The 25,905-nt window shown below is 70.4% G+C and carries 25 protein-coding genes and 1 riboswitch; of the genes, 14 read left to right on the forward strand and 11 right to left on the reverse strand.

All coding sequences use genetic code 11. The features are described 5' to 3' along the window. Nucleotides 1–211: 211 nt before the first annotated feature. On the forward strand, nucleotides 212–970 hold the full coding sequence (locus tag ABZ906_RS28385; protein ID WP_361194458.1) for a polysaccharide deacetylase family protein: 759 nt from the start codon (nucleotides 212–214) through the stop codon (nucleotides 968–970). 3 nt (nucleotides 971–973) lie between these two features. Here ABZ906_RS28385 and ABZ906_RS28390 read toward each other — a convergent pair whose 3' ends face one another. Further along, nucleotides 974–1,198: a hypothetical protein gene (locus ABZ906_RS28390; RefSeq protein WP_361194456.1), complete on the reverse strand. Its 225-nt coding sequence runs from the start codon at nucleotides 1,196–1,198 to the stop codon at nucleotides 974–976. Continuing rightward, on the reverse strand, nucleotides 1,195–1,407 hold the full coding sequence (locus tag ABZ906_RS28395; RefSeq protein ID WP_361194454.1) for a hypothetical protein: 213 nt from the start codon (nucleotides 1,405–1,407) through the stop codon (nucleotides 1,195–1,197). The genes ABZ906_RS28390 and ABZ906_RS28395 overlap by 4 nt, the downstream gene beginning before the upstream one ends. A gap of 114 nt (nucleotides 1,408–1,521) precedes the next feature. On the opposite strand from ABZ906_RS28395, the gene ABZ906_RS28400 reads away from it, so the two are divergent. The 5 genes from ABZ906_RS28400 (at nucleotide 1,522) to ABZ906_RS28420 (ending at nucleotide 7,020) form a co-directional block, all read left to right on the forward strand. Continuing rightward, nucleotides 1,522–2,364 (forward strand): helix-turn-helix transcriptional regulator, encoded by an 843-nt coding sequence (locus ABZ906_RS28400; protein ID WP_361387332.1) that lies wholly within the window; start codon nucleotides 1,522–1,524, stop codon nucleotides 2,362–2,364. Then, complete coding sequence (locus tag ABZ906_RS28405) at nucleotides 2,345–2,572, forward strand: DUF397 domain-containing protein (RefSeq protein ID WP_361194450.1); 228 nt, start codon at nucleotides 2,345–2,347, stop codon at nucleotides 2,570–2,572. The genes ABZ906_RS28400 and ABZ906_RS28405 overlap by 20 nt, the downstream gene beginning before the upstream one ends. A gap of 136 nt (nucleotides 2,573–2,708) precedes the next feature. After that, nucleotides 2,709–4,358 carry a GAF domain-containing SpoIIE family protein phosphatase gene (locus tag ABZ906_RS28410; protein WP_361387466.1) on the forward strand — a complete coding sequence of 550 codons (1,650 nt, stop codon included), beginning with the start codon at nucleotides 2,709–2,711 and terminating at the stop codon, nucleotides 4,356–4,358. A 6-nt stretch (nucleotides 4,359–4,364) separates the two neighbouring features. Next, complete coding sequence (locus tag ABZ906_RS28415) at nucleotides 4,365–5,489, forward strand: cobalamin B12-binding domain-containing protein (RefSeq protein WP_361387335.1); 1,125 nt, start codon at nucleotides 4,365–4,367, stop codon at nucleotides 5,487–5,489. A 283-nt stretch (nucleotides 5,490–5,772) separates the two neighbouring features. Then, nucleotides 5,773–7,020 carry a hypothetical protein gene (locus tag ABZ906_RS28420; RefSeq protein WP_361387338.1) on the forward strand — a complete coding sequence of 416 codons (1,248 nt, stop codon included), beginning with the start codon at nucleotides 5,773–5,775 and terminating at the stop codon, nucleotides 7,018–7,020. On the opposite strand, the gene ABZ906_RS28425 is transcribed toward ABZ906_RS28420, so the two are convergent. After that, complete coding sequence (locus ABZ906_RS28425; RefSeq protein WP_361387341.1) at nucleotides 6,998–8,089, reverse strand: PP2C family protein-serine/threonine phosphatase; 1,092 nt, start codon at nucleotides 8,087–8,089, stop codon at nucleotides 6,998–7,000. The genes ABZ906_RS28420 and ABZ906_RS28425 overlap by 23 nt on opposite strands. 301 nt (nucleotides 8,090–8,390) lie before the next feature. On the opposite strand from ABZ906_RS28425, the gene ABZ906_RS28430 reads away from it, so the two are divergent. Beyond that, on the forward strand, nucleotides 8,391–10,475 hold the full coding sequence (locus tag ABZ906_RS28430; protein WP_361387344.1) for a hypothetical protein: 2,085 nt from the start codon (nucleotides 8,391–8,393) through the stop codon (nucleotides 10,473–10,475). A gap of 54 nt (nucleotides 10,476–10,529) precedes the next feature. Here ABZ906_RS28430 and groL read toward each other — a convergent pair whose 3' ends face one another. From groL to thrC, 4 genes are all read right to left on the reverse strand, one after another. Beyond that, entirely contained in the window at nucleotides 10,530–12,155 is a 1,626-nt protein-coding gene (gene groL, locus ABZ906_RS28435) for a chaperonin GroEL (RefSeq protein WP_361194440.1), read from the reverse strand. Between the two features lie 334 nt (nucleotides 12,156–12,489). Then, a complete protein-coding gene (locus ABZ906_RS28440; RefSeq protein ID WP_005315736.1) occupies nucleotides 12,490–12,693 on the reverse strand; it encodes a cold-shock protein in 204 nt (67 codons plus the stop codon). Nucleotides 12,694–13,117: 424 nt separating this feature from the next. Next, nucleotides 13,118–13,393, reverse strand: coding sequence for a MoaD/ThiS family protein (locus ABZ906_RS28445; RefSeq protein WP_361194437.1), 276 nt, complete (start codon nucleotides 13,391–13,393; stop codon nucleotides 13,118–13,120). A 112-nt stretch (nucleotides 13,394–13,505) separates the two neighbouring features. Next, entirely contained in the window at nucleotides 13,506–14,822 is a 1,317-nt protein-coding gene (thrC, locus tag ABZ906_RS28450) for a threonine synthase (RefSeq protein WP_361387347.1), read from the reverse strand. Nucleotides 14,823–14,839: 17 nt separating this feature from the next. Continuing rightward, a riboswitch (SAM riboswitch) is annotated at nucleotides 14,840–14,974 on the reverse strand. A 166-nt stretch (nucleotides 14,975–15,140) separates the two neighbouring features. On the opposite strand from thrC, the gene ABZ906_RS28455 reads away from it, so the two are divergent. The 3 genes from ABZ906_RS28455 to ABZ906_RS28465 all read left to right on the forward strand — a co-directional run bounded on the left by ABZ906_RS28455 (nucleotide 15,141) and on the right by ABZ906_RS28465 (nucleotide 17,874). After that, nucleotides 15,141–16,085, forward strand: a complete 945-nt coding sequence (locus ABZ906_RS28455; RefSeq protein ID WP_361387350.1) for a glucosyl-3-phosphoglycerate synthase — start codon at nucleotides 15,141–15,143, stop codon at nucleotides 16,083–16,085. Nucleotides 16,086–16,168: 83 nt separating this feature from the next. Beyond that, nucleotides 16,169–16,444, forward strand: a complete 276-nt coding sequence (locus tag ABZ906_RS28460) for a hypothetical protein (protein WP_361387353.1) — start codon at nucleotides 16,169–16,171, stop codon at nucleotides 16,442–16,444. A gap of 41 nt (nucleotides 16,445–16,485) precedes the next feature. Continuing rightward, entirely contained in the window at nucleotides 16,486–17,874 is a 1,389-nt protein-coding gene (locus tag ABZ906_RS28465; RefSeq protein ID WP_361387356.1) for a trehalose-6-phosphate synthase, read from the forward strand. A gap of 208 nt (nucleotides 17,875–18,082) precedes the next feature. Here the strand turns inward: ABZ906_RS28465 and otsB are convergent, their stop codons facing one another. The 3 genes from otsB to ABZ906_RS28480 are packed head-to-tail and all read right to left on the reverse strand — an operon-like array spanning nucleotide 18,083 to nucleotide 20,487. Continuing rightward, nucleotides 18,083–18,934 carry a trehalose-phosphatase gene (otsB, locus tag ABZ906_RS28470; protein WP_361387359.1) on the reverse strand — a complete coding sequence of 284 codons (852 nt, stop codon included), beginning with the start codon at nucleotides 18,932–18,934 and terminating at the stop codon, nucleotides 18,083–18,085. Nucleotides 18,935–18,950: 16 nt separating this feature from the next. Beyond that, nucleotides 18,951–19,211 (reverse strand): DUF3263 domain-containing protein, encoded by a 261-nt coding sequence (locus ABZ906_RS28475; protein WP_361194426.1) that lies wholly within the window; start codon nucleotides 19,209–19,211, stop codon nucleotides 18,951–18,953. A gap of 10 nt (nucleotides 19,212–19,221) precedes the next feature. Further along, a complete protein-coding gene (locus ABZ906_RS28480; protein ID WP_361194691.1) occupies nucleotides 19,222–20,487 on the reverse strand; it encodes an extracellular solute-binding protein in 1,266 nt (421 codons plus the stop codon). A gap of 210 nt (nucleotides 20,488–20,697) precedes the next feature. Here ABZ906_RS28480 and ABZ906_RS28485 point away from each other — a divergent pair, with 210 nt between their 5' ends. The 4 genes from ABZ906_RS28485 to ABZ906_RS28500 all read left to right on the forward strand — a co-directional run bounded on the left by ABZ906_RS28485 (nucleotide 20,698) and on the right by ABZ906_RS28500 (nucleotide 24,828). Next, on the forward strand, nucleotides 20,698–21,660 hold the full coding sequence (locus ABZ906_RS28485) for an ROK family protein (protein WP_361387362.1): 963 nt from the start codon (nucleotides 20,698–20,700) through the stop codon (nucleotides 21,658–21,660). Next, nucleotides 21,660–22,808 carry an N-acetylglucosamine-6-phosphate deacetylase gene (nagA, locus tag ABZ906_RS28490; protein WP_361387365.1) on the forward strand — a complete coding sequence of 383 codons (1,149 nt, stop codon included), beginning with the start codon at nucleotides 21,660–21,662 and terminating at the stop codon, nucleotides 22,806–22,808. Before ABZ906_RS28485 ends, nagA begins: the two co-directional genes overlap by 1 nt. Nucleotides 22,809–22,964: 156 nt before the next feature. Next, complete coding sequence (locus ABZ906_RS28495; RefSeq protein ID WP_361387368.1) at nucleotides 22,965–23,897, forward strand: 1-phosphofructokinase family hexose kinase; 933 nt, start codon at nucleotides 22,965–22,967, stop codon at nucleotides 23,895–23,897. Between the two features lie 82 nt (nucleotides 23,898–23,979). Further along, nucleotides 23,980–24,828 carry a class II fructose-bisphosphate aldolase gene (locus ABZ906_RS28500; protein WP_361387371.1) on the forward strand — a complete coding sequence of 283 codons (849 nt, stop codon included), beginning with the start codon at nucleotides 23,980–23,982 and terminating at the stop codon, nucleotides 24,826–24,828. Between the two features lie 32 nt (nucleotides 24,829–24,860). Here the strand turns inward: ABZ906_RS28500 and ABZ906_RS28505 are convergent, their stop codons facing one another. Then, nucleotides 24,861–25,850, reverse strand: a complete 990-nt coding sequence (locus ABZ906_RS28505; protein ID WP_361387374.1) for a carbohydrate-binding protein — start codon at nucleotides 25,848–25,850, stop codon at nucleotides 24,861–24,863. Nucleotides 25,851–25,905: the final 55 nt, after the last annotated feature.

Below are 25,905 nucleotides of genomic sequence, written 5' to 3' on the forward strand. Positions count from 1 at the left end.
ACGAGCCTGCGGTCGGTGACCGCTTTGACCAGCGTCCCACGAACGAGCTACCGAAGCCGTGAACCGGTGGTTGTCCGTGAACGCCCCCGGAATTGTCCTTGATCCGTAACGGACTCAACCCCGGTGCATCCCCCGGCCGCCGATCCTCGTCATGCCAGTTGGCCGCGCGTGATCGGGGAGCGGTCAGGGACTGGACGCAAAGGGGCGGACGATGGCACGGCACAGTGGCGGGCGGGGCTGGTACGGCAAGCTGATCGGGGCCGCACTCGGGGTGACGCTGCTCGCCACCGGCGCCGGGGTGTGGAGCGCACAGGCCGGCACCCAGGACGACTCCCCGGCGGCGAAGAAGCCCAGCGCCGTCAAGCCGGTCTCGAAGACCATCGCGCACGCCTCCGAGAAGGGGAAGCGCGGCATCAACATCACCATCGACGACGGCCCCGACCCCAAGTGGACCCCCCAAATGCTCGACCTGCTCAAGCAGTACGACGTGAAGGCCACGTTCTGCATGGTCGGCACACAGGCGCAGGCCCACCCCGACGTCGTGAAGAAGGTCGTCGCCGACGGGCACCGCCTCTGCGACCACTCCATCTCGCACAACACCGGCATGGACAAGGAATCCAACGCCTACCAGGCCAAGCAGATCCTCGACGCCGAGCGCATGATCACCAAGGCGTCCGGCGGCGTGCGCCCCATGTACTACCGCGCGCCCGGCGGCGCCTTCACCCCGTACAGCCGCAAGCTCGCCGCCGACCGCGGCATGCGGCCCCTCGGCTGGAACGTCGACACCAAGGACTTCGAGCTGCCGGGCACGGACGCCATCATCGCCACCGTCGAGCGGGAACTGCCCAACGGGCCGACCCTCCTCTTCCATGACGCGGGCGGCGACCGCACCCAGACCGTCGAAGCCCTCCGCACGCTCCTGCCCCGCCTCAAGGAGCAGGGCTACACCTACGGCTTCCCGGTGCGCTGACCCTCACGGCAGCCGCCGCTCCCGGTTCAGCTGCCGCACCTTCTCCCGCAGCACCTCGTCCGGCGCCGCCTGCCCGACCGACTCGGGCGGGCAGTCCCACTCCCGGCCCCCGCGCAGGGGCCTGAGCTGTACGAGCCCGCCCTCGCACCCCATGACCTGCCCCACGCTGCCGTCCCGGAAGTCCACCGCGTACGTCCCCGCTTCCGGGACCGTCGGGTCGCCGTTCACCGCGCTCCCTCAAGCACCGTGGCGAGCCGCAGCGCCGTGTCGAGGTTGCAGCGCCCCAGCTCCACCAGCGGCAGCGCGCCGTCCGCCGACGCCGTCAGCGGGTCCATCCGCAGCGACGGCAGCGTGATCCCGGCCCGCTCCAGGGCCGCCTTCAACTGCCGTACGGCATCCTCCACCGCTCGCACCCGCTCCTCCGCCGTCAGCGCCATGACCTCCGCCTTTCACACACAGTGTTGCTGTTTCCTCACCCAGCGTGTCCACTCCCGGCTAGCCTGAACAGTGACGGCGACCCAACAACCCCTCGCGTACGACCGGGAGTTGCCATGCCAGGACCGAAAGACCTCGACCCCTCATCGTCACCCCGCGCCCTCCTCGGCGCGGAGCTGCGCCACGCCCGCGAACGGGCGGGAATGAGCCAGGAGGAGCTGGGCGCGCCCCTGTTCGTCAGCGGCTCGTTCATCGGCCAGCTCGAATCGGGTACGCGGCGGATGCACTTGGAGTACGCCCGGCAGATAGACGAACTCCTGGGCACGGACGGCTTCTTCGAGCGCAACTGTGCGGCCGTCGCGAAGTCCAAGTTCCCCGAACAGTTCGCGGAGGCAGCAGAGGCCGAAGCGATCGCTACCGCGATCAGGGAGTACGCGACGCTCCCGATTCCGGGACTGTTGCAGACGCAGGCGTACGCGGAGAGGGTTTTCCGGGCCTACCACCCGACGGCGCCGGACAAGAAGATCCACGATCTCGTTGCGGCCCGGCTCGAACGCGCGCGCCTCCTGGACGACCCAACAACCCCGCTGTTGTGGGTGGTACTGGACGAAGCCGTCCTCAGGCGGCAGGCGGGAAGCAGGGCGACCATGGCGGAGGCCCTGCGTCACGTGGCGGAGCTCGCGGACAAGAACCGGATCATCATGCAGGTTCTGCCGTTCGAGGCCGGATTACACGCGTCCATGACCGGACCCCTGAAGCTCATGGAGTTCGAGGACGCACCCCCGCTGTCCTTCGTCGAGGGACCGAACATGGGCAAGCTGCTGGACGACCCCGCCACCGTCGCCCGCCACACACTGTCGTTCAACCTCCTCCAGGCCACGGCCCTTTCGCCCGCGCGATCGCTGGCCCTCCTCGAAGCAGTGGCGCAGGATTACGAACATGGAGAACAACACCCTTGAACGCGACCTGAGTACGACCGCCTGGCGCAAGTCCACATACAGCGGCGGCGAGGGTGGCAACTGCCTCGAAGTAGCCCTTGCGTACGGGCAGTCGGAGATCGTTCCCGTGCGCGATTCCAAGGACCCCGACGGCCCCAACCTGGTGTTTCAGGCCACCGCCTGGTCCGCGTTCGTCGCCGGGCTGCGTGCTGGGCGGATTATTCAGTAGTCGGGAGGGGGATTTCCGAAATACAGCAAAGTACGCGGAACTACAGTCACTAGTCATATGCCGTCGGTAACGTAAAGCCCCCTGGCTTCGAGTGGGTGGGGGGTGGTGGGGGCCCGCGCCAGTGGGTTCCACGGTGATGGTCTCCGTGCCGGAGCAGAAGAGGTCTCGTGGTGTAAGAGCTGCCGCGCAGCGCCGTGACCCCTACCCGGTGGTCACGGTGGACGCGGACGGCATCGTGCTGTCACACAACGAACAGGCCGGTCTTCTGCTGCCGCGGATCGACGTCGGTGTCGCGTTGGGCGACATCGCGCCCGCATGGCTGACCGAGGCCCATCTGCGGCCGGTCGGCGGTGGGGGTGATGAGCCCCCGGCGTGGGCAAGCGGCCGGATCGGCGGGCGCCCCGTGAAGGCGCTCGCCGGGCCGGGCGCGGACGGCGCGGTGTCCTGGTGGCTGGTCGGCGACAGCGTTCCGGCGGGCGCCGCGCAGGAGTTGGTGCGGGAGCGGGCGAGATCGGGCCTGCTCCAGGAGCTGTCGTCCGAGCTGCTCGCCTCGCTGAACCTGGAGCGCTGCATGGCGGTGACGGCGCAGCGGGCGGCGCGGCATCTGGCGGACGCGGCGGTCGTCGTGGGGACGGGCGACGGGCACGGATACCCCGTGACGCGCTGTGCCGCCCGCGGGCCGGTGGTGCAGGAGCGCATCGCCCTGGATCCCGAGCAATTGCCGGGCCTGGCGGAGGCGTTGCTGGGGCTGCCCGCGGTGGCTTCCTGCTGGATCGATCCCCACCAGATGCCGTCCTGGGCGATGCCCGGCGGCTTCGTGGCCGACGCTTCCGACATCGGTTCGGTGGTCGTGGTGCCGCTGCCGGGGCACGGTGTGCCCGCAGGATGCCTCATTCTGCTGCGCCGCCGTCAGGAGGCGGCGTTCACCGCCGACGAGGAGTCCTTCGCACAGCTCTTCGCCGCACGCGCCGGCGCCGCCCTGTCGATAGCGCGCGGTTACGCCCGTCAGGCGGAGGTCACCGAGGTGATGATGCGGGACTTGCTGCCGCCCGCCATCGACCGGGTGCACGGCATCAGCTTCGCCGGGCGCTACCGGGCCTCGGTGGGGGGTGAACGCATCGGCGGCGACTTCTACGACCTGTATCCCGGCGAGGCGCCGGAGGAAGAGACCGTCGCGGTCCTCGGTGACGTGTGCGGCAAGGGACTTGAGGCGGCCGTCACGGCGGGCGGGGTCCGGCACATGCTCAGGGCGCTGGTGCCGTTCGCCGCCGACCACGCCCGCCTGCTCACCCTCCTCAACAAGGCTCTGCTCTCCTCGCAGCAGACACCCTTCGTGACATTGGTCCTGGTTACCGCGGTGCGCCAGGGCTCGCGGGTGCGGCTGCGCGTGTCCAGCGCGGGCCACCCCGCCCCGCTCGTCGTGCGCGCCGACGGCCGCGTCGAAGAGGTCCCGACCATGGGCACGCTGATCGGCGCCTTCGCCGACCTGGAGTTCAGGACCGCGGAGGTCACTCTGCGGCCGGGCGAGGTCTGCCTGCTGTATTCCGACGGGATCACCGAAGCGTACGGCGGGCCGCTGGGTGACGTGATGTTCGGCGAGGACAGGCTGCGCGCCGTCCTCGCCGGGTGCGCCGGGAGGCCCGCCGAGGTGATCACCGAGCGCGTGCAGATGGTCGTGGCCCAGTGGGTCGGCGAAGGCAGGCACGACGACATGGCCGTACTGGCGATCGGCGCGCCCCGCGGCAAACGTTCGACGATCGAGAAAGTGCAACTCCGGAAAAGGTGAAACCCCGTGAACGGTGACCGACAGAGCGACTCCCTCACCGAGTCGCGTGCACAACTGTGGCAAGCGCTCGACGAGTGCGACGAGATCCGCGCCATCGCCGTCGTGCGCCGTGCGCTCGGCGTGGCAGAGCTCAAGCAGCCGCACGACATGGACATTTCAGCCGCCGAGGAGGTCCGCGCCGCGGGCGAGCGCGTCCTGCTCGAACTGATCGCACCGGCACAGGAGCGGGTGGGTTCGGCCTGGGCGGCCAACGAGATCACGGTGGCGCAGGAACACGCGGCCACGGCGATCAGCGAGCGGTGCGTGGCGGCCGTCGCCGACGCCACCGCTCCCGCCCTCTTCGGACCGTTCACCGGAAGGGTCCTGGTCTCGTGCGTCGACGGCGAGTGGCATGCGCTGCCCGCACTCCTGCTCAGCGCGGTGCTGCGGCTGCGCGGCTGGCGTGTCGACTATCTCGGGGCGCAGGTCCCCACCGAGTATCTGGTCGCGCACGCGCAGCGCACCCGTGCGCAGGCGGTACTGCTCTCCTCGTCCATCCCGACGCTGCTGCCCGGCGCCCACAACGCGATCACCTCATGCCAGAGCGTCGGCGTTCCCGTACTCGCCGGAGGGGCCGCGTTCGGTCCGGAGGGCCGCTATGCGCGGTCGATGCGGGCCGAGTGGGCCAAGGACGCGCGCGGCGCGGCCACCCTGCTCGACATGAGCCTGCCGCAGCCCGGCGAGCACGCGGCCCGGCTGCCCGATCTGGACCTGCCGCACCTGGGCGACCAGGAGTACACGATGATCCGCCGCTCCAAGAAGCAGCTGGTCAAGCAGACGCTCGCCGACGTCGAAGAGGGCTTCCCCGAGATGCGCGGCTACAGCGAGTACCAAATGGAACGCACCGTCGAGGACATCGACTTCATCGTCGGCTACCTCGCCACGGCCGTCTACGTCGACGACGAGGGCCTGTTCACCAGGTTCATCACGTGGACCGCGGACATCCTGGCGGCCCGCGGCGTCCCGCCGCTGTGCCTGCTCCCCGCGCTGGACTCGCTGCTCGTCCAGCTCAAGGACTTCCCCCGCGCGGTCGGCATCCTCCATGCCGCCCGCGCCCTCCTCACTCCTCCACCGTCCGCACCGCCCGCGTGATCACGTCGCCTTCGCGACATCCTTCCGCGGCTCCGGCGAGCGGAAGCTGACCGAGTCGAACACCGCCCCGGCACACCCGTAACCGGCGCCTGCCCCCTTCCCCAGGCCCGGCGGTTCCCGCCCCCGTACCGCACAGGCGAAAGCGGCCAACGTCCCCCTGTCCGAAAGGCCCACGCTCCTGCGGTGAATCACGGTGACCGTCTTTCGACGGCCACCGCGCGTACCGAGGATGGCACCTGCCCACCCGCCGTCATCGAAGCCGCACCACCGGAGGGGATCCTTCATGCCCGAGTTCAACGACACCGACCAGCCCGACGAGGAGCAGATCGCCGAGGCCTTCGGGATCGCCGCCCGCGTCACTCTGGCGCCCGGACCCCGGGAGGTCACCGAGGCCGCTCCCGCCCCCGACCAGGAGTGGGCGTTACCCGACGGCAAGGCGTGGGTGTACCTCGCGGACGCCGGGCGGGGACTCGCCAAGCCGGTGATCATCGCGGACGGCTTCAACACCGGGCCCAGTGACCTCGACTTCTCGTGGGAGATCCTGGAGCGCGGTCCGTACCCGTTCATCGGCGAACTGCGCAGGCGCGGGTACGACGTCGTGCTGCTCGGCTTCGACGAGCGCAGCGCCTCGATCCTGGACAACGCCAAGGCCGCCAAGTCGGCGATCCAGGAGGCCATCGCGCGGCGCACCGGCAACCACCCGCTGACCGTCGGCGGCTTCAGCATGGGCGGTCTGGTCACCCGGTACGCGCTGGCCAGGATGGAGCACGACGACGTCGAGCACGAGACCGAGCTGTACTTCTCCTTCGACAGCCCGCACCGCGGCGCCTGGATCCCGATCGCGCTCCAGTCGTTCGCGCACTACATCCGGCGCCTCAACGCGGCCTTCTCGAACCAGATGAACAGCCCGGCGGCCCGCCAGCTCCTGTGGCAGCACATCTCCGAGTGGGGCGACACCCCGGAGACCGACAAGGAGCGCGTCGAGTTCCTCGCCGAGCTGGAGCGGGTCGGCGGCTGGCCGCGCAGGCCGAAGAAGATCGGCGTCGCCAACGGCGTGCGTACGGGCGCGGGTAACGGCATCGCCCCCGGCGAGCAGGCGTTCCGCGGCAGGGGCCTGGCCATCACCGGCACCCACCTCTACACGCAGCCCGCGGGCGAGGACCAACTCGTCGCGCAGCTAAGGGTGGTGACCCTGCGCAGGCCGCAGATCCGCACCTCGTACCTGCCGGTGATCGACGGCGCACCGGGCGGCACCCTGGAGGGCTTCGGCATCCTCGCCGACGAGCTGGACAAGATCCCCGCCATCATCGGCCTCGGCGCGGAGGCCGAGATCCGCGAGCACTGCTTCGTGCCCGCCGTCAGCGCGGTCGCCCTGCGCGACATCGACACCCACGAGAAGCTGTACCAACCCTTCCCCGAGAAGTCCGGGGACAGCGAACTCGACGAGTACCGCTGCGCCGGTCAGAACGAGGGCCACACCCTGGTCACCGAGGAACTCTGCACCTGGATCATGGACCGGCTGCCGGGCTGATCCCCTCCCTGGGGCAGGCGGGCAGCGGAGCCCCCGTGACACCGGTCGCCCGGCACAGGACGAGGACGATGTCGTCCGTGAGCGGGCGGCCGGTGTGCGCGATCGCGAGGGCGTACAGGGCGTCGAGCGCGTCGGAGTTCGACGGCTCGGCAAGCGCCTCGGCCGCACGCGGGAGCAGGGGGAACTCGACGCCCTCGCCGTTCCTGGCCTCGCTCAGGCCGTCCGTGTAGAAGAGCAGGCGCTCGCCCGGCTGGAGGTAGACGCGGTGCGCCTGCGGTGCCGTACGCAGTCCCAACGGCGGCGCGGGCTGCGGGGGTTCGAGGAGCCTGACGCACTTGCCGACCCGGAGCGGCGGCGGATGGCCGCAGTTGACCAGGCGGACCTCGCCCGGCGTGAACTCGGCGAACACGGCGGTGACGAAGTCCTCGGACCCCAGGTCGGGGGCGAGCCGGGCATCCACGGCCGTGGCCAGGTCGGCGAGGCCGGGGGTGACATAGGCGAGGTCGCGGAAGGCCCGCAGCGCCGCCGCGGTGATCCGCAGCGCCTCCAGGCCGTGGCCCCGCACGTCACCGACGAGCAGCCGCGTCCCGTACGGGGTGCGGACGACGTCGTACAGGTCCCCGCACACCGAGGCCTCCCGCACCGGACTGTGATGCCGGGTGCACACCTCGATGCCGCCGACCTCGACCGCGAGCGGCCGGAGCAGCGCGCCCTGCGAGGCGCACGCCACCTCCGTGACCCGGGTTAGGGCCTCCTCGCGCTCGGCGTGCCGGGCGGCGTTGCGGACGGCAAGCCACCCGCCCGCCACGAGGACCGCGAACTCCAGGCCGAAGGCGGGCGAGACGACAAAGCGCCGCACGAGACCGTCGCACGTCGCGAGCAGCAGCGTCCAGCCGGTCACCACCGCCGTACGCCGCACGCTCGACCAGATGCTGGTCAGGACCGGACCGATCAGCAGCACGGCGACCCCAGCCGGCCGGCCGCTGACGGACGTGGCGAGGGCGGCGAGGAGGAGACTGCCCCCCAGGGCGAGCGCCAACAGGCTGTTGCGGCTGCGCCATCTCCTCATGTCTGCCTCCCGGCCCCAGATGCCGACGGGCATGGCCCGGCCCCCGCCCCGGTATTCACGCTCCGTGACGACTAAACGGTCACTATGACTTACGCGCGCACCCTCCCAGGGGCGCTTGATCGGAGTGGGCGGCAGATGACCGGGCCTGACGCCGAAATGCGGTGAAGCGAGCGTCTTGGCCGTGGAAATGGGCATCTCGCGACATCCGCGGGCTCATGACCGTGACGGAGAGCAGACTCACGATCGGGTATCGGCGGCCGTCGGGACGAAGGAGCCCGGGCGGCCGGACGGGGAGGCCACCATGAGTGAATCCGGGCAGGGTCCGCAGACGGGCAATCTGCCGACCGAGACGACCAGTTTCGTCGGACGCGAGGCCGAGCTGCGGGCCGTGGCGGCAGCCGTGAGCGACGCCCGCCTGGTGACGCTGACCGGCGTGGGCGGCGTGGGCAAGACCCGCCTGGCCCGGCGCGCGGGAGCCGGACTGCGGGACCGCTTCCCCGACGGGGTGTGGCTGGTCGAACTCGCCCAGCTGCACGAACCGGCCCTGATGCCACTCGCCCTGTACGAAGCCCTGCGACTGGCCGACCAGAGCACCCGGCCCGCGATCGAGGTGGTGGCCGACTGGCTTGCCGACAAGAAGCTGCTGCTGATCCTGGACTGCTGCGAGCACCTGGCCGCCGACTGCGCGGACTTCGTGCGCACCCTCCTCGCCGCGGCCCCCGGCGTACACGTCCTCGCCACCAGCCGCCGCCCGCTGGCCGCCGCGGGCGAGCAGGCGATCGTCGTGCCGCCGCTGCCGGTCGCCGCCCTCGGCCCGGGGCCGTCCGACGCGGCGCTGCTGTTCACGGAACGCGCGGGCGTCCCCGGCGAGTACGGCTCGGCGGTCGCGGAGATCTGCGCCCATCTGGAAGGCATCCCCCTCGCCATCGAACTGGCCGCCGCCCGCCTGCCCGAGATGGACCTCGACACACTCCGACAGCGCCTGCACGACCGTTACGAAGCCCTCGACTCCCCTTCTCCCGGCCGGTGGACCGGCGAGAGCGACCCCCGGCACCAGACCCTGCGCACGGCCATCGGCTGGAGCCACGAACTGTGCACCGCGCAGGAGCGCCTGCTCTGGGCCCGGCTCTCCGTCTTCGCCGACGGCTTCGAGCAGGAGGCGGCCGAACTGGTCTGCGCCGGCGGCCCGCTCGGCAGCGGGCAGATCGGGGGGCTCCTTTCCGCGCTGGTGGACAAGTCGCTCCTGCGGTCGACGCGAACCCGGCGCGGCCCGCGCTACTCGATGCTGGACACGGTCCGCGAGTACGGCGAGGAGTGGCTGCGCAACCTCGGCGAGGAACAACGCCTTCTGGAGCGGCACCGGGACTACTACCGCTGGCTGGCCCGCACCGGCGGCCGGGAGTGGGCCGGTCCCGACCAGGTGGCCTGGTACGAACGCTGCACGGCCGAGCACGCCAACCTGCGCGCCGCCCTTGAGTGCTGCCTGGCCGACCCGGACCCGCGCGACAGCCTTGAGATGGCGGGCAGCCTCTGGTTCTTCTGGTTCTGCTGCGGCTTCCAGCGCGAAGGCCGCCACTACGTGAACCGTGCCCTCGCCAAGTCCCCCGGTCCCGGCCCCGAGCCGGAACGCTTCTGGGCTCTGTGGACCCTGGGCGTGGTGGCCTTCACGCAGGGCGACCTCGAAACCACCGGTCGGCAGGTGAACCTCTGCAACCCGCTGGCGGACCGGCTCGGCGATCCGGCGGCGGTCGACGCCGCCCGCTACCTCGAAGGGACCTGGCTGACGCTGAGCGGCCGGTCGGCGCAAGCACTCGGCCTTGTCGCACGAGCGGCCGGTTCCCCCGGCTGCGGCGGCGGTTCACCCGCCGTCAAACTCCTCCTGCTCGCCACCGTGACCTTCGCCCATCTCCGTCTGGGCGACTTCGACCGAGCCGCCGCGGCCGCCGGCACCCTGCGCGAGGAGTGCGAGCGGCACGGCGAGCAGTGGATGCGCAGTTTCGCCTTCTACCTGCTGGCCGGAGCCGCTCTCGGCAACGGCGACCCGGCGTCGGCGGTGCGGCACGCCCGCGACGGCCTGGCGATCAAATGGCGGCTCCACGACATCCTCGGTGCCGCCCTGAGCATCGACATTCTGACCTCGGCCATGGACGATCCCGAGCAGACCGCGCGGCTGCTCGGAATCGCCGATGTCCTGTGGCGCTCGGTCGGTGGCGCGCAGCTGGGAAATCTGGACCTCGTGGCCGCCCGCCGGGCCTGCGAGCGCCGGGTCCGCGACGCCATCGGCGACCTGGCGTACGACGCCGCCTTCCGCAAGGGTCTGGAGGCCGACATCAACGAGGGCATCGCCTATGCCCTGGCAACGCCCGAGGGCGGCACCCCTTCGTGAGAAGGAGTGCCGCCCTCGGTTCGCGTGAAGCGATGAACCGCTGATCCGGGAGGATCAGAAGTCCATGTCACCGCCCGGCATGCCGCCGCCGGCCGGGGCAGCGCCCGCCTTCTCCGGCTTGTCGGCGATGACGGCCTCGGTGGTGAGGAACAGCGCGGCGATGGACGCGGCGTTCTGCAGGGCAGAGCGCGTGACCTTCGCGGGGTCGAGGATGCCCTCGGCGATCATGTCGACGTACTCACCGGTCGCGGCGTTCAGGCCGTGGCCGACGGTGAGGTTGCGGACCTTCTCGACGACGACGCCGCCCTCAAGGCCGCCGTTGACGGCGATCTGCTTGAGCGGGGCCTCCAGGGCGAGCTTCACGGCGTTGGCGCCGGTCGCCTCGTCACCCTCGAGCTCCAGCTTCTCGAAGACGGCGGCGGCCTGCAGCAGCGCCACGCCACCACCGGCGACGATGCCCTCTTCGACGGCCGCCTTCGCGTTGCGAACGGCGTCCTCGATGCGGTGCTTGCGCTCCTTGAGCTCGACCTCGGTCGCGGCACCGGCCTTGATGACCGCAACACCGCCGGCAAGCTTCGCCAGGCGCTCCTGCAGCTTCTCGCGGTCGTAGTCGCTGTCCGAGTTCTCGATCTCGGCGCGGATCTGGTTGACGCGACCCTGGACCTGGTCGCTCTCACCGGAGCCGTCGACGATCGTGGTCTCGTCCTTGGTGATGACGACCTTGCGGGCGCGGCCGAGCAGGTCGAGACCGGCGTTCTCCAGCTTGAGGCCGACCTCCTCGGAGATGACGGTGCCACCGGTGAGGATGGCGATGTCGCCGAGCATGGCCTTGCGGCGGTCACCGAAGCCGGGCGCCTTGACGGCGACGGACTTGAAGGTGCCACGGATCTTGTTGACGACCAGGGTCGACAGGGCCTCGCCCTCGACGTCCTCGGCGATGATCAGCAGCGGCTTGCCGGACTGCATGACCTTCTCGAGGAGCGGAAGGAGGTCCTTCACGTTCGAGATCTTCGAGTTGACGATCAGGATGTACGGGTCGTCGAGCGACGCCTCCATACGCTCCATGTCGGTGGCGAAGTACGCCGAGATGTAGCCCTTGTCGAAGCGCATGCCCTCGGTGAGCTCAAGCTCAAGACCGAAGGTCTGCGACTCCTCGACGGTGATGACGCCTTCCTTGCCGACCTTGTCCATGGCCTCGGCGATGAGCTCGCCGATCTGGGTGTCGGCGGCGGAGATGGAGGCGGTCGAAGCGATCTGCTCCTTGGTCTCCACGTCCTTGGCCTGCTCGAGCAGGGCGCCCGAGACGGCCTCGACGGCCTTCTCGATGCCACGCTTGAGGGCCATCGGGTTGGCACCGGCGGCTACGTTGCGCAGGCCCTCGCGGACCAGCGCCTGCGCCAGGACGGTCGCGGTCGTCGTGCCGTCACCGGCGACGTCGTCCGTCTTCTTCGCGACCTCCTTGACCAGCTCGGCGCCGATCTTCTCGTACGGGTCCTCGAGCTCGATCTCCTTGGCGATGGAAACACCATCGTTGGTGATCGTGGGGGCACCCCACTTCTTCTCGAGGACGACGTTGCGACCCTTGGGGCCCAGGGTCACCTTGACGGCGTCGGCGAGCTGGTTCATGCCGCGCTCGAGGCCGCGCCGTGCCTCCTCGTCGAACGCGATGATCTTGGCCATGTGAAGTGGTCCTCCCGGACAGGGGTGGCATGCTCCGGATCGCATCGGTGCCCGCGACGGACGGCCTGCAAGCCTTGTGGTTCCTTGCCCCACCCGGCGTGCGGGCCTCACCGACCCGATCCAAGTTCTGTCACTCTCACTCGGAGAGTGCTAAGCCCAATGATTAGCACTCGACCCCTACGAGTGCAAGCGCCTCTGGTGGATCCCGGACGTACGAGGGGGGCGCGTCCAGGGCGCGGTGCGGGGCGCACGGCCGGACGCACGAGGGGCCCGTACCCCTGTCGGGATACGGGCCCCTCGTCACTCGCTAAGTCGCTGGCCGATCGCGCCGAGATCAGACGGCGAGCTTGACCATGTCCGCCTGCGGACCCTTCTGGCCCTGCGAGATCTCGAACTCAACTCGCTGACCTTCTTCAAGGGTGCGGTAGCCGTCCATCTGGATCGCGCTGTAGTGGACGAATACATCCGCACCACCGTCGACCGCGATGAAGCCGTACCCCTTCTCCGCGTTGAACCACTTGACGGTGCCCTGAGCCATGCCTAACTCCCCTATTACTGGCCCTTGCACGGACCCGCACTTCGCGGACCCGGGTCAGACCTCACCCCCCCAATGGGTTGTGGAGGCGTGCGCCGGAACGCGTCGACCGCGGCTGAATGTATCTGTCCAACTGCCCTCTGCAACAGGTCAATCAGACGAGAATTCTGGGCACGCCTGATCGGAAATATGCGGAGGATTTACCGGAGTTCAGGGCAAGTCGGGCCGGACAAATGCCGCGAGAGGGGCAAATGGGCAGTGCACATTGGCTACTTCTGGTCGGCCTCGGGGCGACTTCGTATATGCGCTCGGCACAAACGGGGAAGCTTGCTTCCCAACTGTACCGCGCTCAACCACATGGAATTGCCCCCTCCACTTCTCTCGCGGAGGGGGCAAAGCCGATTACGCAGGGTATTTCTTTAAAGAATCAACCACCGGCGACGGCGGGAATGATCGAGATACCCGCGCCGTCCGGCGTGGCGGTCTCCAGACCCTGCTCGAAGCGGACGTCGTCGTCGTTCACGTAGACGTTCACGAAGCGCCGCAGCTTGCCCTGGTCGTCCAGGACGCGAGCGGCGATACCGGCGTGGTTCTTCTCCAGGTCGGCGATGACCTCGGAGAGGTTCGCCCCCTCGGCGGCGACCTCGGACTGACCGCCGGTGTAGGTGCGGAGAATGGTGGGGATACGAACGTTCACGCTCATGGGGATCACCTCGGTAGTTCGGGGGCGTGGGGCGCCCCGTCAGGGGCGCGGGGAACTGCGCGACCAGCCACGACGGTCCGCAGCCGGAAACAAGGCTCAGGCCCTACGGCGGTTAACCGGCAAGACCCGCGGCGCGAAACGCGTCAAGGTTGGGCTTGATCGTCGCGGTCGCCTGAGAGGTCTCGGCGACAGCGTCAAGCGTCTTGAGCCCGTCACCGGTGTTCAGGACCACCGTGGTGAGCGTGGGGTCGATGAGACCGGCGTCGATCAGCTTCTTGGTGACGCCCACCGTCACACCCCCGGCGGTCTCCGCGAAGATCCCCTCACTCCGAGCGAGCAGCTCGATCGCGTCGACGACCTGCTCGTCGTTCACGTCCTCCACCGCACCGCCCGTACGGCGCGCGATGTCCAGGACGTACGGCCCGTCGGCGGGGTTGCCGATGGCGAGGGACTTGGCGATGGTGTCCGGCTTCTGCGGGCGCACGACGTCGTGCCCGGCCTTGAAGGCGGTGGACACCGGCGAGCAGCCCTCGGCCTGGGCGCCGAAGATCTTGTAGGGCTTGTCCTCGACGAGCCCCAGCTTGATGAGCTCCTTGAGACCCTTGTCGATCTTCGTGAGCTGAGAGCCCGACGCGATCGGGATGACCAGCTGGTCGGGAAGGACCCACCCCAGCTGCTCGCAGATCTCGTACGCGAGGGTCTTGGAGCCCTCTCCGTAGTACGGCCGCAGGTTCACGTTCACGAAGCCCCAGCCCTCGCCCAGCGGGTCGCCGATGAGCTCGGAGCAGAAGCGGTTCACGTCGTCGTAGTTGCCCTCGATGCCGACGAGCTCGCCGCCGTACACCGCGGCCATGACGACCTTGCCCTGCTCCAGGTCGTGCGGGATGAACACGCAGGAGCGGAAGCCGGCGCGGGCCGCGGCGGCGCCGACGGCGCCCGCGAGGTTGCCGGTGGAGGAGCAGGAGAGCGTGGTGAAGCCGAAGGCGCGGGCCGCCTCGATGGCCTGCGCCACGACGCGGTCCTTGAAGGAGTGCGTCGGGTTGCCCGAGTCGTCCTTGACGAACAGCTTGCCCTGCTCGACGCCGAGCTCGCGGGCGAGGTTGTCGGCCTTGACGAGCTTGGTCCAACCAGGGTTGAGGTTGGGCTTCTCGGCGACGTCCGCCGGGACGGGCAGGAGAGGGGCGTAGCGCCAGATGTTGTCCGGGCCGGACTCGATCTGCTTGCGGAGCGCCTCGGGGTCACCGGTCGGCAGGTCGTACGCGACTTCGAGCGGGCCGAAACAGGCCTGGCAGGCGAAGATCGGGCCGAGGGCGTAGAGCTCACCGCACTCGCGGCAGGAGAGGCCGGACGCGGGGCCGAGGTCCACAGAACCCGTGGACGTCGTGGTGGAGGTGGTGGTGTCGTTCGTTGCGACAGTCTGCGCAGCCATGGAGGCGAGGCCCTTTCTCCTCATCTTCCTCGCGACGCATCTCGCCGCGAGACGGAATTGGCACCTTCCCCACCGAGACCTCGCGTGCGCGGTCGGCGGGATGGTTGCCGGGGCTTCAACGGGCCGTATCCCTCTGCCCCTCTGGATGAGCGGTATGGCGCCGGGCTTCAGGGGCCCGGGGCATTTGTCGCGCGATGACCCCGGCATGCGATGGTCATCGGCGTTGTTCAAGACTGTAACCGACGGCCTGGACCCTTGAGATAGTCGTCCGAACCGCGAGATGGATCACATGTAGGTCACACACAGGAGGAGCCACCCGTGCTGGAAGAGGCCGAGCGCTGGCTGACCAGGCGTTCCTGGTCCGTCGCAGACCGCCCGCTCAGCGCGCTCGTCGCCGCCAAACGGGCGTCGGGAGCCTCGGTGAGTGTCGTCCTGCCCGCGCTCGACGAGGAGGAGACGGTCGGCGAGATCGTCGCCGAGATCCGCCGCGAGCTGATCGAGAAGACCCCCCTCGTCGACGAACTCGTGGTCGTGGATTCCGGCTCCCGCGACCGTACGGCCGAGGTCGCCGGGGCGGCGGGCGCGCGGGTCGTGCACCGGGACGAGATCCTGCCGCGCATCCCGGCCGTGCCCGGCAAGGGCGAGGTCCTGTGGCGCTCGCTCCTGGTGACCGGCGGCGACATCGTCGCGTTCGTCGACGCGGACCTGCGGGAGTTCTCGGCGGACTTCGTGACGGGGATCGTGGGCCCGCTCCTGACCGAGCCCGACGTGGACTTCGTGAAGGCGATGTACGACCGCCCGCTGGCCGGGACCGACGACCAGGGCGGCCGGGTCACCGAGCTGATGGCGCGCCCGCTGCTCAACATGCACTGGCCCCAACTCGCCGGATTCGTGCAGCCGCTGGGCGGGGAGTACGCGGCGCGCAGATCCCTCCTGGAGCGGCTGCCGTTCCCCGTCGGATACGGCGTGGAGCTCGGGCTGCTCGTCGACGCGCTGCACACCGTGGGCCTGGACGCGCTCGCGCAGGTCGACGTCGGGGTGCGCAAGCACCGCCACCAGGACGGGCAGGCGCTCGGCCGGATGGCCGCGGCGATCTACCGGACGGCACAGCTGCGCCTGGCGCGCGGCCATCTCGTACGCCCCGAGCTCATACAGTTCGAACGGGGCGAGCAGGGGTTCGAACCGCGGACCCATTCGGTCGACACGGAGGAGCGTCCGCCGATGTCCGGGGTCGCGGAGTACACGGCCCGCCGCGTGGCGTAACCGCTCTTCGCCGGGCATTTTGTCTACATTCCCCACTTATGCGGCAAAGACATGCAAGGGGAAGCGCGCGACGTATCGGTGGCATGACCGTGGCCACGGTCGGCCTCATGGCGGGACTACTGCTCGGCGGAGCGGCCGTGCCCGCGCTCGCGACAGCGGCGACCACGACAGCCGGGACCGCGGCATCCGCGGAGGTGCGTCACGGCGCGACACTGCGAGCGGACGAGCAGCAGACCGTGCGGGGAGAGCTGGCCAAGGCCGGCAGCGACTCGGACACGATGCTGTACGCGGGCCTCGCGATCTCCCTGTGCGTCCTGGGCGCGCTCGCGGTGGCGGCGGCACGGAGCAGACGGAACTAGCCGTACGTTTGAGCCCTTCCCGGAAGGGCTAGGTTGCGCACATGGTCTCCGAGCACGCCGCAGCGCAGGTCCTCGTCGCGTCCAACCGCGGCCCCGTCTCGTACGCCCTGGAGGAGAACGGGGAGCTGACGGCCAAGCGGGGCGGCGGCGGACTCGTCTCCGGGCTCAGCGCGATCGGCGACTCCGAGGCCGCCCTGTGGGTGTGCGCGGCCCTGGGCGACGGCGACCGCGAGGCCGTGCGGCGCGGGGTCGGCGAGCCCGGCGTACGGATGCTCGACATCGATGAGCGGGTGCACGCCGACGCGTACAACGGAATCGCGAACTCGGTCCTCTGGTTCGTCCACCACATGCTGTACCAGACGCCGCTCGAACCGGCCTTCGGCCCGGAGTTCCGTGCGCAGTGGGCGTCGTACGAGACCTACAACCGGGCCTTCGCGGAGGCGCTCGCCGAGAGCGCGGCCGGGGGCGCTGCGGTCCTCGTCCAGGACTACCACCTGGCCCTGGTGCCGGGGATGCTGCGCGAACTCCGCCCCGACCTGCGCATCGGCCACTTCTCGCACACCCCGTGGGCGCCGGTCGACTACTTCCGGATGCTGCCGGACGACGTCTCCGAACAGCTGCTGCGCGGCATCCTGGGCGCCGACCGGGCCGCGTTCCTGACGGGGCGGTGGGCGGACGCGTTCAGCGACTGCTGCGTCGCGATCCTGGGCGGTACGTCGGGGACGCGGATCGGGGTGCACGGGCTCGGGGCCGACGCGGATTTCCTGCGGGAGCGGTCGCGGCGGGATGACGTGGAGGAGCGGCTCGTCGCGCTGCGGGAGCAGATCGGGGGCGACCGGAAGGTAGTGGTCCGCGTCGACAGGACCGAGCTCTCCAAGAACATCGTGCGGGGGTTGCAGGCGTACCGCGAGCTGCTCGCCACGCGGCCCGAGTGGCGGGAGCGGGTCGTGCATGTCGCGTTCGCGTATCCGTCGCGGCAGGATCTCGCGGTGTACCGCGACTACACGGCCTCCGTGCAGAGGCTCGCGGACGAGATCAACTCCGAGTACGGGGTGGAGGGTTGGACGCCGGTCGTCCTGCACGTCAAGGACGACTTCGCCCGCTCGCTCGCGGCGTACCGTCTCGCCGACGTGGCCCTGGTGAACCCCATCCGGGACGGGATGAACCTGGTCGCCAAGGAGGTTCCTGTCGTCTCCGACGAGGGGTGCGCGCTGGTCCTGTCCCGGGAGGCGGGGGCGTACGAGGAGCTGGGCGAGGATGCGGTGGTGGTGAATCCGTACGACGTGACGGCCACTGCGGAGGCGTTGCATTCGGCGCTGACTATGCCTCTCGCGGAACGCGCGGAACGCACGAAGCGGCTCGCTGCGGCGGCAACTTCCCTCCCCCCGTCCCAGTGGTTCCTGGACCAGCTGAGGGCGCTGGGGAACTGACTTTTTTCATCCCCAACCCCGCCCCTTCCCGGCTGTATCCATTGGCGGCTGCGCCGCGCAGGGGGCTCCGCCCCCAGACCCCCGGCCCATTCAGCCCGTCCGGCGTTTGAGGACGAACTCGGCGAAGCCGGTGATGACGGTACGCACAAGGCCCTCGCGCCGAGCGAGTTTTTGGGAAGGGGCGGGGTTGGGGACTAAGCCTTTCTGGTCAGGGAAGCCGGGCTGCAAGCGAGGTGAGTAGGGTCACGACCCCCTCGGGGCCGTCCACCACCAGGTCCGCCCTCTCGGCGAGCTCTGCGACCTCAGAGCTGCCACTGCACACCAACAGCCCCCGCACCTGATCAGAACGCAGCTTCTCCACCGCCGCGAAAGCGGGGAGGTCGCCCAGGTCGTCCCCGGCGTACACGACGGTCTCCGCCCCCACTTCACGGACGTACTCCGCGAGGGCAACCCCCTTGTCCATACCGGGCGGCCGCAACTCAAGGACAAGCCGCCCCGGTTCGACGATCAGCCCGTGCCGGGAAGCCAACTCACCGAGAGGCTCACGAAGCGCCTCGAACGCGGCCTGCGGATCCCGCGCCCGGCGGGTATGGACGGCGACCGCCCGCCCCTTCTCCTCTATCCACGTACCGCGCCACGCCCCGATCCCGTCCAGAAACCCGGGCAACTCGGCCCGCACGGCAGCCACCCCGGGGTGCGGATCAGCCGCATGAACCGCAGAGGAAACCGCGTCCCAGCGCTCGGCACCGTAATGCCCGAGCACGACGAGGTGTTCGAGGCCGGGAACCCCCGCAAGGCCGCCGTACCGCACCGCGACACCCGCGGGCCGCCCGGTGACCACCGCGACGGAGCGCACCTTCGGCGCGAGCGCGGCGAGGGCGGGAACGGCGCCGGGATGGGCGCGGGCCTGCTCGGGATCGGGCACGATCGGCGCGAGCGTGCCGTCGAAGTCGAGCGCGATCACGGCCTGCCCGGGCCGCGCGAGAAGCGCGGCAAGACCCTCGCGCCCGGCGGAGGTCACGGGCTCGGGCAGCTCGGGAGAGTACTCAGGGTCACCCATGGGCCCGACCCTACGCTCAACGCTCCCCGCGCCGGGACTCCCTGACCCGCCGGAGCCGGTTGACGGTCACCGGATCGTGCGCGAGGGCGCGGGGATCGTCGAGCAGGGCGTTCAGGAGCTGGTAGTAGCGGACCGGCACCAGACCGAGCTGCTCACGGACGGCGCGCTCCTTGGCTCCGGGACCGGCCGCCCAGTCCCGCCGCTCCAGGGCGAGGATCGCGCGATCACGCTCGGAGAGGCCGGTGTCCGGGAAAGCGTCGTCCGTGCCATGGCTCATGCCCGACACGCTATTCCGAGTTCTCCTCGGTCGCCGCCTTGGTCTGGATCTGGCTGAGGATCGACTGCGGATTGCCGTCCGGGCCGACGGCCTTGCCGATGTACTTCTTGACCTCGACGGAGACCCGCGCCCAGGACGTCTTGCCCACGGGGTACAGCTGCGAGGTGGGCAGTTCGTCGAGGAACTCGGCGAGCGCCTTGTCGTTCTTGTTGCCCGTCATCTCCTGTGCGGCGGAGGTCGTCACGGGCAGCAGGTCGTACTCGCGGGAGAAGTCCAGGACGTTCTTCGTGCTGTAGGCGAAGTCGAGGAACTTGCCGATCTCCTCGCGGTTGCCGCGCTGCTTGAAGGCCATCATCCAGTCGGCGACGCCCATCGTGGCCTGCGCGTGGCCGTTCACGCCGGGCATCGGCACCATGCCGTACTTCACGCCCTTCTTCGCGGCCATCTGCATCAGCGTGGGGTGGCCGTTGAGCATGCCCACGTCGCCGCGGGTGAAGGCGGCGAAGGCCTCGGCGCGGTCGAGCTCGGCGGGGGGCGTGGCGCCCGTGAGGCCCTTGCCGACCAGGTCGTCCTTCAGCCAGGTGAAGGTCTTCACGTTCTGCGCGGAGTCGATGTCGTACGTGCCGACGTTGTCGGTGTAGCCGCCGCCACCGCTGAGCAGCCACTGCATCGTCTCGGCCTGCGCCTCTTCCGAGCCGAGCGGCAGGGCGTAGGGGATCTTCACGCCGCGTTCCTTGAGGACCTTGGCGTCGGCGGCCAGGTCGGTCCAGCTCTGCGGCGGGGTGAGGTTCGCGTCCTTGAAGATCTTCTGGTTGTAGAAGAGCAGGCGCGTGGAGGAGGCGAACGGCATGCCGTACTGGACGCGCTTGACCTCGCCCGCCTCGGCGAGGGGGGCCATGAAGTCGGCCTGGGTGGCGATGGAGACCAGGTCTTCGGTGCGGTACAGCTTGTCCTGCGCGGCGTAGTCGGCGTACGCGCCGATCTGGGCCATGTCGGGGGCGTCGCCCGCCTTGACCATTTCCTTGACCTTGCGGTCCACGTCGGTCCACGAATAGACGTCGACGTCGACCTTGATGCCGGGGTTCTTGGCCTCAAACTTCTCGGCGAGCTCGTCCCAGTACTTCTGGGAGCTGTTGTCCTTGGAGTCGCCGTAGTCGGCGGCCACCAGCTTGAGGGTGACGTCGCCGGAGTCGGCGGGACCGCCGCAGCCGGCGAGCGTCGCCGCCATGCCCAGTGCGGCTATCGCCGCGGTCAGTCCTGTCGCGCGCCGCTGCACAGCTGTTCCCACCCTCGATGATCTACGTGAACTGCGATTTTCTCCCGTGTACGCACACGAGGTCTACACCACCTCAGTATCGCTTGCGCAACGGCGTGCTCCTGCCAGGGCCCCCACCGCCGGATGACCGACCCCCGAAAGGAACTTTTGGGCGGGGCAAACCCCAAAGTGGACTAGACCTCTCGCAAGTGACGCGCGAGACTGTCCCCCGTGAGACATGTCATCGCCCTCGATGTGGGCGGCACCGGAATGAAGGCCGCCCTGGTCGGGGCGGACGGCGCGCTCCTGTACGAGGCGCGGCGGGCCACCGGCCGGGAGCGCGGACCCGACGCCGTGGTCGAGTCCATCCTCGACTTCGCCGCCGACCTCCGCGCCCACGGGATCAAGGAATTCGGGGAGCCCGCCGCCGCGGCCGGTGTCGCGGTCCCCGGAATCGTCGACACCGAGCACGGCACGGCGGTCTACGCCGCGAACCTCGGCTGGCGCGACGTCCCCATGCGCGAACTGCTCAGCCGCAGGCTGGAAGGCATCCCCGTGGCCCTGGGCCACGACGTGCGCACCGGCGGCCTCGCCGAGGGCCGCATCGGCGCCGGCAAGGGCGCCGACCGGTTCCTCTTCGTACCCCTGGGAACAGGCATCGCCGGGGCCATCGGCATCGGCGGCGGCATCGAACCCGGCGCCCACGGCTCGGCGGGCGAGATCGGCCACATCATCGTGCGCCCCGGCGGCCCGCCCTGCGGCTGCGGCCAGCGCGGCTGCCTGGAGCGTCTCGCCTCGGCATCCGCGGTGAGCGAGGCCTGGGCCGCGGCAAGCGGCGACCCGGACGCGGACGCCGCGGACTGCGCGAAGGCCGTGGAGTCCGGCGACCCCCGCGCGCAGGAGGTCTGGCAGAACGCCGTCGACGCGCTCGCGGACGGCCTCATCACCGCCCTCACTCTCCTGGACCCGCACACCCTGATCATCGGTGGCGGACTCGCCGAGGCCGGGGAAACGTTGTTCACGCCCCTGCGGGCAGCCATGACGGCACGCATCGTCACGTTCCAGACCCAGCCCCTGATCGTCCCGGCCGCCCTCGGGGACACCGCAGGGTGCCTGGGCGCGGGCCTGCTCGCCTGGGACCTCCTCGGAGGAACCGACCCCGACCCCACCCCATCCACGGAGGTAACCGCCTGATGGCCACTAGCAAAATCCTCGCCGGTGCTCAGGTGGTCCTGCCCACCGGGACCGTCCCCGGCGGCCGGGTGATCGTCGACGGCACGCGCGTCGCGGGGAGCGCTCCCGGGCCGGCCGAGACCGAAGTCGTCGATCTCCCCGCCGACCACTGGGTGGTCCCCGGCTTCGTCGACATCCACAACCACGGCGGCGGCGGAGCCTCCTTCACCTGCGGCACCGTCGACGACGTGCTCAAGGGCATTCACACGCACCGCCTGCACGGCACCACGACCGTCGTCGCCTCGACCGTCACCGGCGAGATGGACTTCCTCGCCCAGCGCGCGGGCGTCCTGAGCGAACTGGCCGAGCAGGGCGACCTCGCGGGCATCCACTTCGAGGGCCCGTTCATCTCGCCGTGCCGCAAGGGCGCGCACAGCGAGGCGCTGCTGCGCGACCCGGACCCCGCCGACGTACGCAAGCTGATGGACGCGGCCCGCGGCCAGGCGAAGATGTTCACGCTCGCCACCGAACTGCCGGGCGGCATCGACTCCGTACGCCTCCTGGCCGAGCACGGCGTGATCGCGGCCATCGGCCACACAGACGCGTCGTACGAGCAGACGGTGGAGGCCATCGACGCGGGCGCCACCGTCGCCACGCACCTCTACAACGCGATGCCGGGCCTCGGGCACCGCGAGCCGGGCCCGATCGCCGCGCTCCTGGAGGACGAGCGGATCACGGTCGAGCTGATCAACGACGGCACGCATCTGCACCCCGCCTCGTTCGAACTCGCCTTCCACCACGCGGGCGCGGCCCGCACCGCGCTCATCACGGACGCGATGGACGCGGCGGGCTTCGGCGACGGCCGGTACATGCTCGGCCCGCTGGAGGTCGAGGTGAAGGACAGCGTCGCGCGCCTCGTCGAGGGCGGCTCGATCGCGGGCTCCACGCTCACCCTGGACCGCGCCTTCAAGCGCTCGGTGACCGTCGACGGGCTCTCGGTCGACGACGTCGTGCGGGCCATCTCGGCCAACCCCGCCAGGCTCCTCGGAATGTACGACAAGGTCGGCTCCCTCGAACCCGGCAAGGACGCCGACCTGGTGGTCCTCGACGCGGAGTTCGCCCTCAAGGGCGTCATGCGCAAGGGCGAGTGGGTAGTTACGCCCAATTAGGTCCAACTAGGGTGATTTCACTACTCGCTGAAAAGGCGTCGAAGAGAAGGCGGTTGGCCCGCACCCCTGGGCCAACCGCCTTCTTTTTGGCATGATCAGCCGCGAAAGAGGACAGCAGGAAGCGCGTTCTCCAGTGATCCCGGGGGTGGGCGGCAAGTGATTCTGACGGTCACGCTGAACGCCGCCCTGGACATCACCTACCGCGTCCCCGCCCTCACCCCGCACGCCTCGCACCGCGTCACCGAGGTCATCGAACGCCCCGGCGGCAAGGGCCTGAACGTCGCCCGCGTCCTCGCGGCACTAGACCACGACGTGACGGTGACCGGCTTCGCCGGCGGCGACACGGGCCGCTCCCTGCACGACCGCCTCTCGCGCGAACCCCGCGTCACGGACGCCCTCGTGCCCGTCGAGGGCGCGACGCGCCGCACGCTCGCCGTCGTCGACGCGGCGACCGGCGACACGACGCAGCTGAACGAACCGGGCCCGGCGATCTCCCCCGCGGAGTGGTCCGCGTTCCAGGAGTCGTACGAGGAGCTGCTGCGCCGGGGTGCCGCCGCGGTCGCGCTCTGCGGGAGCCTGCCGCCGGGCGTGCCGGTCGGCGCGTACGCGGTCCTCGTACGGGCCGCGCGGGCCGCCAAGGTCCCCGTCCTCCTGGACACCAGCGGAGAGGCGCTGCGCCGCGGCCTGGGCGCCCGCCCCGACATCATCAAGCCGAACGCCGACGAACTGGCCGAGCTGACCGGCTCCCACGAGCCCGCCCAGGCGACCCGCGACGCCCGCCGCAGGGGCGCGCACGCGGTGGTGGCCTCGCTCGGCGCCAAGGGCCTGCGCGCCGTCACGCCGGAAGGCACCTGGCAGGCGACGCCGCCCGCCCGCGTGCACGGCAACCCCACGGGCGCCGGTGACTCGGCGGTCGCGGGCCTGCTCTCCGCCCTGGTGGAAGAGCTTCCGTGGCCGGACCGCCTCGCCCGGGCCGTGGCCCTCTCCGCGGCGACCGTCGAGGCCCCCGTGGCGGGCGAGTTCGTGCCCTCGACCTACGAAGACCTGCTCGCGCGGGTCGCGGTGACCGGCGAGGCCACCGCGGCGTAATGACGTGCCGCGGCGCAATGACGCGCCGCCCCGCGCGAGCGACGCACAACGGGCCGCTCCGGCCCGGGAATTGGGGACATTCGTGCCACTCGTATCCACCGGTGACCTGGTATCCGACGCACGCGCGGCGGGGCGCGGGGTCGCCGCGTTCAACGTGATCACGCTGGAGCACGCGGAGGCGATCGCGGCGGGCGCCGAGCAGGCGGGCACCCCGGCGATCCTCCAGATCTCGGAGAACGCCGTGAAGTTCCACGGCGGAAGGCTGTCCGCGATCGCCGCGGCGACGGCGGCGGTGGCGAAGGCGTCGTCGGCCCCGCTCTCCCTGCACCTGGACCACGTCATGGACGTGGAGTTGCTGCGCGCCGCGCACCCCGAGGGCTTCAGCTCGGTGATGTTCGACGCGTCGAAGATGTCGTACGAGGAGAACGTCAAGGCGACCGCGGAGGCGGTGCGCTGGGGTCATGAGCGCGGCATCTGGATCGAGGCGGAGCTCGGGAAGGTCGGCGGCAAGGAGGGCGAGGCCCCGCTGGACGCGCACGCGCCGGGGGTGCGGACCGACCCGGCGGAGGCCGCGGCGTACGTGGCCGGCACGGGCGTCGACGCGCTCGCGGTGGCGGTCGGCTCATCCCACGCGATGACCTCCCGCACGGCGTCCCTCGACCACGAGCTGATCACCGCCCTGGCGAAGGCCGTCCCCGTGCCGCTGGTGCTGCACGGTTCGAGCGGTGTGCCCGACGCGGAGATCCGCGCTGCGGTGGCGGCCGGCATGGTGAAGATCAACGTCGGCACGGCCCTGAACACGGCGTTCACGGGGGCGGTCCGCGAGTACCTGGGCGCCCACGAGACGGGCGTCGACCCCCGGAAATACCTCGCCCCGGCTCGCGAGGCGATGACCGGGACGGTGGCGGGGTTCCTGGGGTTGCTGAAGTAACCCCGCAGGAACCCCTGTCGGGGCGTGGAGGGTCAGCCGTTGCTGCCCTCCACGAGCCACATCTGGTCGATGTTCGCCCCGGTCGTCCCGCACAGGTCGCTCTGCGCGCAGGTGAGCGTGACGGAGTTGGTGCCCTTGGTGAGCTGGACGACCGCCCAGGTATTGGTCCAGCCCTTCTCCCAGTTGCCCTCGTCCGCACCGGCGAAGTTCTTCATGTTCAGCGGGCGGGTCTGCTTCTTGCCGTTCACGAGGATGGTGGCGTTCGAGTCCTTGCCGGGGACGCCGTAGTTCACGCGGAGGCTGTACGCACCGGCCTTGGGGATGCCGTTGACGGTCCACGTCACCTGGGCGCCGACCTTGTCGAACCCCGCGACATAGACACCGCCCTCGGACTCCGCGCCCTCTATGTCGGAGGCCGTGGTCGTGCCGCCCTCCAGCTTCAGGGCCTTCGCGTCCGTCTTCGGGAGGTCGGCCGCCGGGTCCTCGGGCTTCTTCGTCGGCTTCTCGCTGGGCTTGACCGTCTCGCCCTGCGTCGCGCCGCCGCCGGCCGCCGCGTCGTCGCCCTTGTCGTCGTCGCCGCCGAAGATCATCGCGGCGCCGATCCCGATGGCCACCACCGCGACGACCGCTATCGCGGCGATGAGGAGGCCCTTGGTGTTGGGGCCGCCGCCACGGCCGCCGGAGCCGCGGGACGCCGGGGTGTACTGCGGCGACGCGGGGGCGCCGCCGGGCTGCGTCTCCGGAGCGGCGTAGTGCGCGTTCGGCTGGCCGTAGGCCTGCTGCTGCGGCGGCACCTGCTGGCCGTACGCGGGCGCGGCCTGCGTTCCGTAGGCACCCGGCCTGCGGTCGCCGACCGCACGCACCTGGTTGTACGAGGACCGGGGACCCGGGTACCCGTATCCGCCCCCGCCGCTGGGCGGGGTGGCGCCGGCCGCCTGTCCGTCTTCGTACAGATAGCCGAACGGATCGTCGTCGCCCTCTGGCGGGTTCGGCGTGTGTTCGCCGTTATTGCCGGGCGTCATTCCCAGGTCACTCCCTCACATTGCTGACCGGGGGAGCCTACCCGTTCCGAGTGAG

Origin of the sequence: Streptomyces sp. NPDC046925, from assembly GCF_040644915.1 — a bacterium.
In the GTDB taxonomy this organism is placed as follows: domain Bacteria; phylum Actinomycetota; class Actinomycetes; order Streptomycetales; family Streptomycetaceae; genus Streptomyces.

Coding starts and splice junctions, on each gene's coding strand:
- ABZ906_RS28385 (WP_361194458.1), top strand. CDS start 212: ATGGCACGGCACAGTGGCGGGCGGGGCTGGTACGGCAAGCTGATCGGG.
- ABZ906_RS28395 (WP_361194454.1), bottom strand. CDS start 1,407: ATGGCGCTGACGGCGGAGGAGCGGGTGCGAGCGGTGGAGGATGCCGTA.
- ABZ906_RS28400 (WP_361387332.1), top strand. CDS start 1,522: ATGCCAGGACCGAAAGACCTCGACCCCTCATCGTCACCCCGCGCCCTC.
- ABZ906_RS28405 (WP_361194450.1), top strand. CDS start 2,345: ATGGAGAACAACACCCTTGAACGCGACCTGAGTACGACCGCCTGGCGC.
- ABZ906_RS28410 (WP_361387466.1), top strand. CDS start 2,709: ATGGTCTCCGTGCCGGAGCAGAAGAGGTCTCGTGGTGTAAGAGCTGCC.
- ABZ906_RS28420 (WP_361387338.1), top strand. CDS start 5,773: ATGCCCGAGTTCAACGACACCGACCAGCCCGACGAGGAGCAGATCGCC.
- ABZ906_RS28425 (WP_361387341.1), bottom strand. CDS start 8,089: ATGAGGAGATGGCGCAGCCGCAACAGCCTGTTGGCGCTCGCCCTGGGG.
- ABZ906_RS28430 (WP_361387344.1), top strand. CDS start 8,391: ATGAGTGAATCCGGGCAGGGTCCGCAGACGGGCAATCTGCCGACCGAG.
- groL (WP_361194440.1), bottom strand. CDS start 12,155: ATGGCCAAGATCATCGCGTTCGACGAGGAGGCACGGCGCGGCCTCGAG.
- ABZ906_RS28440 (WP_005315736.1), bottom strand. CDS start 12,693: ATGGCTCAGGGCACCGTCAAGTGGTTCAACGCGGAGAAGGGGTACGGC.
- ABZ906_RS28445 (WP_361194437.1), bottom strand. CDS start 13,393: ATGAGCGTGAACGTTCGTATCCCCACCATTCTCCGCACCTACACCGGC.
- thrC (WP_361387347.1), bottom strand. CDS start 14,822: ATGGCTGCGCAGACTGTCGCAACGAACGACACCACCACCTCCACCACG.
- ABZ906_RS28460 (WP_361387353.1), top strand. CDS start 16,169: ATGACCGTGGCCACGGTCGGCCTCATGGCGGGACTACTGCTCGGCGGA.
- ABZ906_RS28465 (WP_361387356.1), top strand. CDS start 16,486: ATGGTCTCCGAGCACGCCGCAGCGCAGGTCCTCGTCGCGTCCAACCGC.
- otsB (WP_361387359.1), bottom strand. CDS start 18,934: ATGGGTGACCCTGAGTACTCTCCCGAGCTGCCCGAGCCCGTGACCTCC.
- ABZ906_RS28475 (WP_361194426.1), bottom strand. CDS start 19,211: ATGAGCCATGGCACGGACGACGCTTTCCCGGACACCGGCCTCTCCGAG.
- nagA (WP_361387365.1), top strand. CDS start 21,660: ATGGCCACTAGCAAAATCCTCGCCGGTGCTCAGGTGGTCCTGCCCACC.
- ABZ906_RS28505 (WP_361387374.1), bottom strand. CDS start 25,850: ATGACGCCCGGCAATAACGGCGAACACACGCCGAACCCGCCAGAGGGC.